General features: G+C 68.0%; 6 protein-coding genes. 3 read left to right on the forward strand and 3 right to left on the reverse strand.

The window, feature by feature from the left end; translation table 11 throughout:
* The 3 genes from HMPREF9440_RS11800 to HMPREF9440_RS01735 all read right to left on the reverse strand — a co-directional run.
* The coding region (locus HMPREF9440_RS11800; RefSeq protein WP_008540882.1) for an MATE family efflux transporter at positions 1-764 on the reverse strand (764 nt) is incomplete at its 3' end.
* Between the two features lie 59 nt (positions 765-823).
* Complete coding sequence (locus HMPREF9440_RS01730; RefSeq protein ID WP_040763205.1) at positions 824-2,539, reverse strand: ArnT family glycosyltransferase; 1,716 nt, start codon at positions 2,537-2,539, stop codon at positions 824-826.
* 179 nt (positions 2,540-2,718) lie between these two features.
* Entirely contained in the window at positions 2,719-3,006 is a 288-nt protein-coding gene (locus HMPREF9440_RS01735) for a type B 50S ribosomal protein L31 (protein ID WP_008540886.1), read from the reverse strand.
* 245 nt (positions 3,007-3,251) lie between these two features.
* On the opposite strand from HMPREF9440_RS01735, the gene hemC reads away from it, so the two are divergent.
* From hemC to nadE, 3 genes are all read left to right on the forward strand, one after another.
* A complete protein-coding gene (gene hemC, locus HMPREF9440_RS01740; RefSeq protein WP_008540888.1) occupies positions 3,252-4,181 on the forward strand; it encodes a hydroxymethylbilane synthase in 930 nt (309 codons plus the stop codon).
* 5 nt (positions 4,182-4,186) lie between these two features.
* Positions 4,187-4,954, forward strand: a complete 768-nt coding sequence (locus HMPREF9440_RS01745) for a uroporphyrinogen-III synthase (protein WP_008540889.1) — start codon at positions 4,187-4,189, stop codon at positions 4,952-4,954.
* A 248-nt stretch (positions 4,955-5,202) separates the two neighbouring features.
* A complete protein-coding gene (nadE, locus tag HMPREF9440_RS10350; RefSeq protein WP_008540890.1) occupies positions 5,203-6,747 on the forward strand; it encodes an NAD(+) synthase in 1,545 nt (514 codons plus the stop codon).
* The last annotated feature ends 121 nt before the right edge of the window (positions 6,748-6,868 follow it).

A 6,868-nucleotide genomic window follows, 5' to 3' on the forward strand; every position in this document is an offset into this window, starting at 1 on the left:
ACTTCGAAGAACGTGCTCAAGCCGATCGGAATCCCGACGTGGAGGTGCTCCTTCAAAAGCGACCACTTGGGGCCCGTGAACTTCGGGGCGTGCATCTGCTTGTAGTAGCCGTCGAACTTCCAGATGAGGGCGTAGGCGCAGAGCGAGAGCCACGAGAGCACGAAGAAGCTCACCCCGGCGCCGCCCCCGCCCATGGCGGGGAATCCGAGCCAGCCGTACATGAAGACGGCATTCAAGGGGGCCTTCAAGGCGAGCATCCCGAGCGAGACCCACATCGTGATGCGGGGGCGCGAGACGGCGGCGTTCACCGAAATGAAGATTCGGCCGCCGAGGCTCGCGGGCAATGCCATCGCCGTCCAGAACATGAAGGTCGCGGCCATGTCGGCGACGTCGCCCTTCACTTCGGCGAGCCCGATCCAGATGTCGGTCGAGAGCAGGATCGGCAGGCCGATCAGAAGCAGGAAGGCGCCCAGCCAGAAGCTCTGGATCATCTCCTCGCCGATCAGGTTGAAGCGCTTCGCGCCGAAGTGGTGCCCAGCGATGGGGGAGAGCCCCTGAAGGACGCCCACCAACCCCATCAGCACGCAGATCGTCGCGGAGATCCCGAGCGTGATGGCGGCGAGGTGGTCCTTGCCGAGCTGGCCCGCCATGATCGTGTCGATCGTGCCGCTCCCGATGATCGCGATGTTCGCGACGAAGATCGGGCCGGCGAGCGAGGCGAGCGCCTTGAGGGAGGTGTTGGGCGGGGTGATGCTTTTGCTCATCTGTCGTTGTGGAGTTCAGGCAAATGGGTGCGGTGCGGGAGGCGTAAGGCGGCAAGTCCTCACCGCACCGAGAGCACGTAGAAGGATTCGTCCGTGTGGGGACGTTCGGCCGGACCGCCGATGGCGTTCACGGGGAGCGCGCCCGTCTTCGTGCGGATGAGGCGGAAGCGGCAGCCCTGCGTCACGTCGGGGGCGAGCGGCAGGTCGGCGTAGTGGATGAACATCGCGCGGATCCCGGCGGGAAGCCCCGGGGCGCTCACGCAGTCCGCGGGTTCCAGGCCGGCGTCGACCAGCGTGGCCTTGAGCTGGAGCGCCACGGGTTCGTACGAGCGGTTGATGTTGATCCCGTCGTGGAAGAGCCCGACCGTGAGCAGCGTCGCGGTCGTCATCCCGCAGGCGGCGAGCCAGGGGCCGCGCCACGCGGCGACCGGGCGGTGCGTCAGGCGCCAGCCCACGAACGTGAACCACAGAAGGGTCGCGACGAGCGCGGCGAAGAACGGGAAGTCGAAGGAGGGCACGGCGTCGGGCGCGAGCATCTGAATCGACTTCGCCATCTTGGGGGCGAACCCCGTCTCCCAGGCGAGGCGGTAGGCCCAGAGGAAGAGCGCCGCGAGGCTGAAGATCGACAGCGAGAACCAGTCGAGAACGTTTTCCTGGCTGCGGCGCACCGTGATCAATGCGAAGGCCGCAAAGGCCGCCATCGCGGGGATGAAGTCGAGAAAGACGGTGTCGGCGGATTGGGACGACGAAAAGAGCGCGGCGACGATCCCGGTCGCGGTGACGACGATGGGAAGAAAGAGGTGGGTCTTCTCCAACTGGTGGCGCCAGCTGTAGAGGCCCCAGAGCGCCAGGGGCCAGATGGGGCAGAGGTACCAGACGAAGTTCTTCGCGAGCCAGAGGAGCGTCTCGGGCGACGCAAGGCCGAAGTTCGCGGCTTGGAGCTGCGCCCAGTACGTGAACCAGCCCGGGGCCTTCTCGGGGGCGAGCATCCAGGCGGCGCCCGCCCAAAGAAGGGGCGGAAGGAGCGCGGAAAATCCCATCACGACGAGGCGCAGGTCGCGGTTCCCGGGCGCGCCCCGGAGCATCGTGTTGACGATGAGCCCCGCGGCCAAAAGCCACACGCCCGCGAAGACCGTCGAGGCGAGGAGCGCGAGGCCCGCGGAGAGCCCCGCGGTGAAGGCGCCCCAATAGGGCTTGCGCAGCATCCGCGCGAGCCCGTAGAAGTTGACCGAGGCGAGCGCGAGAAGCGCCGTGTCCGGAATCGCCTCATGCTGACGCGTGACGATCCCGAAGGTGGCGATGAAGAGGAGTACCGCGCTGTCGGCGATCGCGCGCCCGTAGTCGCGGGGGCGCGCTTCGCCCCCGAAGGCGTAGGCGATCGGCTGCGCTTCGGGACGGCGGGCGAGGTTCCACGTGCCGTACCAAAGCGCCGCGGTCGTCATCGCGAACCAGAAGAGGCTCGTGACGCGGTAGGCGGTCATCTCGTCCATGACGCCGCGCAGAAGCCCGATGAAGAGGGCGGCGACCCAGCCCGTCAGGGGGCCGTGCTCGGCCACCCACTGGCCGCCGATGTTGGGGAGCACCCAGTCGGGCGCCGTGCCGTTCAGTGCGTCGACGGCGATCCCGAAGGTCGTCGCGTCGCGGATCGTCCAGAAGTCGCGGACCCAAAGGCCCGCCGAGATGAAGAGCACCAAGAGCACGAGGAGCGCGTAGCGCGGCAGCTTTCGGGCGGCCTCCTGAGACATCTTGGCTGGCGTCGGACGTTGCTTCAGCACGGGCGGATCCTTGCGAATGGTGGGAATGAAAGGGGGCTTTTCAGGCACCCCGCGACATGATAGGGCGTCGGCGCCCCTGACGCACAAAAAACGGGCAGCCGCTCCGAAAAAAGGAGGGACTGCCCGCTTTTCGCCCCGCGCGCTCCGGGAGGGAGCGGCGCGGACCGGATGCGTCCAAATTACTTGGAGGCCTTGGCGGCTTCGGCGGCGGCGTTGAGCGCAGCCTGCTTGGCGGCGAACTTGGCGCGGAACTTTTCCACGCGGCCGGCTTCGACGATACGCGTCTGGGCGCCCGTGTAGAACGGGTGCGAGGCGGAGGACGTATCGAGCTTGAACATCGGGTAGGTCACGCCGTCGATTTCAACCGTTTCCTTCGTCTGGACGGCGGAACGGATGATGAACGTCTTGTTGATGGAGAGGTCGACGAACGCGACTTCGCGGTATTCAGGGTGAATATTCGGCTTCATTTGAAAGGGATTCCTAGTTTTGCTGTCGGTCGCCCTGGCGGCCTTGCGGGTCCGCCTGCATTGGTGGCAGGTCTTACGACGGGCATGCCGGCCCACGTGCCAACTGGGAAGCGGAGAATTATGGCAGGGTGAGGAGGCCGTTGCAAGCGAAGCCCCCGGATTTTTCCGGCTTAAGCGTCGGACAATGGAGCGTTGCTAGAATCCGCCGCATTTCCCTCTTTTCATCCATCGACCGGATCCAAACAATGTCGACATTCGAACGCTGCGTCATCGCTACCCGCGAAAGCCCTCTCGCCATGTGGCAGGCTCTTCACATTCAGTCCCGCCTGCGCGAGGCCTATCCCGGCGCGTCCGTCGAAATCCTCGGGATGACGACCCGCGGCGACCAGATCCTGCACCTGACGCTCTCGAAGGTGGGCGGCAAGGGTCTCTTCGTGAAGGAGCTCGAAGTCGCGATGCAGGAAGGCGCCGCGGACCTCGCCGTGCACTCCTTGAAGGACGTCCCGATGGAGCTTCCCGAAGGGTTTGAGCTCACCGCGGTGAGCCACCGCGAAGATCCGCGCGACGCGTTCGTCTCGTCGAAGTACGCGTCCCTGGACGAGATGCCCGCCGGTGCGCGCGTCGGCACGGCGAGCCTTCGCCGCGAACTCATGCTCCGCATGAACTACCCCCATCTTGAAGTCCTTCCGGTCCGCGGCAACGTGGGTACGCGCCTGGGCAAGCTCGACGCGGGCGAATTCGACGCGATGGTGATGGCGTCGGCGGGTCTGAAGCGCCTCGGGCTCGAAGAGCGCATCCGCGCCTTCATCCCGGTCGAAGTGAGCTTGCCCTCTCCCGGTCAGGGCGCGCTCGGCATTGAGATCTGCGCGAAGAACGACGTGATGCGCGAAGCGCTCGCCTTCATCAACGATCCGCACACCCGCGCCTGCTGCACGGCCGAACGCGCGGTCTCCCGCGCGCTGGGCGGCTCGTGCCAGGTGCCCTTGGCCGCCTACGGCGTCGTCGAAGGCGAAGAGCTGTGGCTCCGTGCCCTGGTCGGCAACCACCGCACGGGTGAGGCCGTCCGCGCCGAAGCCCGCGGCGACTGGAAGGATCCGGAGGCGGTGGCGGCCGAGGTCGTCCGTCAGCTCCGCGATCAGGGCGCCGACGCCATCCTGAAGGCCGTTCTCGGCTGAGCGTCATGACGGCTCCCATCATCCTGATGCGTCCCGGCGAGGCGAACAACCGCCTTGCCGCCAAGCTCGAAAGAGAGGGGCTCGACGTCTGGCGCTGGCCCGCCTTCACGATCGAGCTCCCCGCCGAGACCGACCGCCTGCGCGAAGTTCTGGAGGACCTCGCGAGCTTTGATCTCGTCGTGATTCCGAGCCCCTCCGCGGTCCCGGCCGTCGCCCACTGGGTGCACGACTGGCCCGAAACGGTGACGCTCGCCACGGTGGGCGAAGGCACCGCGAAGGCGATCCGCGCGGCCTGGGGCGACGAGGTGAAGCTCATCTATCCGGCGGGCGACGCCGAGCACTCGGGCAGCGAAGCGCTTTGGGCGATGGTCGAAGAGCGGGGCGCCCCGCGCCGCGTGCTCTTCCTTCGCGGCCAGACCGGCCGCGAATGGCTCCCGCAGCGCTTCCGCGAAATGGGTGCCGACGTGGTCGTCGTCTGCGCCTACGTGCGGCTGCCGCTCGAACTCTCGAACGGTCAGATCGCGGAACTCATCCGCGGCATGACGAACGAGCACCCGGTCGTCTACGTGACGAGCACGGACGCGGTCGACGTCCTCATGCACGCCCTGCGTCCGATCCCGGGCGCGCGCGACTGGGTGACGCGCGGCGCCGCCGTCACGATCCACCCGCGCGTGGCCGCACGGCTTCGCGAAGCGGGCTTCGAGCGGATCGACATGACCTCGGTCGACGACGAGACCGTGACCGCGCACATCCGGGCGTTCCTCGAAGCGTAGGACCGTCCCGGGCGCATCCCGCCCCGAGCGTGAGAAATGGAGGCCGACGCACCCGCGTCGGCCTTCCGCACATTCACGGTGCGCGTTCGGGGTGCGTCCGCCGGCGACTTTGCTTCCGACTTTTGCCCGGAGCGGCGAAGCCGCGGGAATCCTCCCCGCCGCGGCCTCGTTTCGTGTTAAAACGCTTCGTCGGAAAACGTCAACACCGTCACCATCTTCCGTCCGTCCTCCACGCCTTCGAACACGCCATGACGAACGCCACCGCCAAGAGCTTTCTCCTCACGATCCTTCAGCGCGACGCCGCCGACGCCGACCCCACGGCCGACGCCCGGACCGTCGCCGCGCTCGTCGAACGCGAGGCGGCCACGGTGCGCGCGTTGCGTGAGGCGGAAGGCCTCCGCCACCTCGTTCTCGTCTCCGTCGGGGACGAGCGCCTGCGCGAAGTCTCCCGCATGCCGCTCTGGGGCGAAGAGGCGGCCCGCGCCGCAGAGGCCGAATTCGTGCGCGCGGCGGCCGCGGCCGACGCCGTCATCGCGGAGCCGCACCGCGCGAACCCGCTCGCCTGGCGCCTCCACGACAAGGAAGGGTCGGACGACGTGACGGGGCCGATCCGCTGGTCGGGCGTGACGCTTCGCGACGCCGCCTGGATGGGCGACTTCCGCGAGGGGCCGGTCCTCCATTGGCGCTCGAACTTCCGCCGCGAACTCTGGTCGACGCCCGAGCGCCTGCGCCGCGGGCCCGGCGTCGCCGTGACGACCTCGCCCGCCGGGGCGTCCAACACCGGCGAGCGCATCCGCCTCGGGGGCTCCGTCATCCGCGATGAAGACGGGAACGAAGTCGTGCGGCTTCCCCGTTGGACCCCGGAAGCGGCGACGCTGCGCGTCGACGTGAAGACGGACGGCACGCTCGCCGTCACGCCCGTTACGGTTCCCGCGGAAACCGACGAAGCGACGGATCCGGACGTCATCCGGATCGAAGCCTTGGTGCGCGCCATGCGCGCCTTCGTCGCGTCGACGGGGTCGGAGGGCGTCGTGATCGGACTCTCGGGCGGGATCGACAGCGCGGTGACCGCAGCGCTCGCCGTCGAAGCGTTCGGCGCGGAGAAGGTCACCGGGATCATGCTCGCGTCGCGCTACACGTCGGACGAGAGCCGCGCGCTCGTGCGGACGCTCACCGCGAACCTGGGACTTCCCTACGTCGAACGCTCGATCGAGGGCGTCCACGCCGCGATGGCCGAGGGGATGGAAGAGGATTTCGGCGGGATCACCCCGGGCGGGATTCCCGACCAGAACATTCAGGCCCGCATCCGCGGGACGTGGCTGATGGGGGTCGCGAACGCGAAGAACCTCATCATGCTCTGCAACGCCAACAAGGCGGAGTGCGCGATGGGCTACGGCACGCTCTACGGCGACATCGCCGGGGGCTTCGCGCCGATTGCGGACCTCTGGAAGCGCGAGGTGCGCGATCTCGCCGCCGCGCTCAACCGCCGCGCCGGCCGTGAGGTGATCCCCGAGGCGATCATCCGCCGCGAACCCACGGCGGAACTCCGCCCGGGGCAGCGCGACCGCGATTCGCTTCCCGAGTACGATCTCATCGAAAAGGTGATCACGGAGAAGGCCGGACGCTGGGCGCCCGATGAGCTCGCCACGGAGGACGAACGCCGCATCCTGCGCCTTTTCGGGATCATGCGCTTCAAGCGCCGCATGTCGCCCACGGGCCCGCAGATGAGCCCGGCGCCGCTCGCGAAGTACGACGCGCGCTGGCCCGATGGGGTCCAGTACCCGTTGAAGTGATTCGTCGCCGCCCGACCGCCCGAAGGCCTGATCGAAGGCCCTCGGAGGGCGGATGCGGACAAAGGAAAGGCCGGTCGCCTGCAGGGGGCTCCGGCCTTTTCCGTCTGAAGCGGGCCTCGTC

It is taken from the genome of Sutterella parvirubra YIT 11816 (assembly GCF_000250875.1).
Lineage (GTDB): Bacteria > Pseudomonadota > Gammaproteobacteria > Burkholderiales > Burkholderiaceae_F > Sutterella > Sutterella parvirubra.

Coding starts and splice junctions, on each gene's coding strand:
- hemC (WP_008540888.1), top strand. CDS start 3,252: ATGTCGACATTCGAACGCTGCGTCATCGCTACCCGCGAAAGCCCTCTC.
- HMPREF9440_RS01735 (WP_008540886.1), bottom strand. CDS start 3,006: ATGAAGCCGAATATTCACCCTGAATACCGCGAAGTCGCGTTCGTCGAC.
- nadE (WP_008540890.1), top strand. CDS start 5,203: ATGACGAACGCCACCGCCAAGAGCTTTCTCCTCACGATCCTTCAGCGC.
- HMPREF9440_RS01745 (WP_008540889.1), top strand. CDS start 4,187: ATGACGGCTCCCATCATCCTGATGCGTCCCGGCGAGGCGAACAACCGC.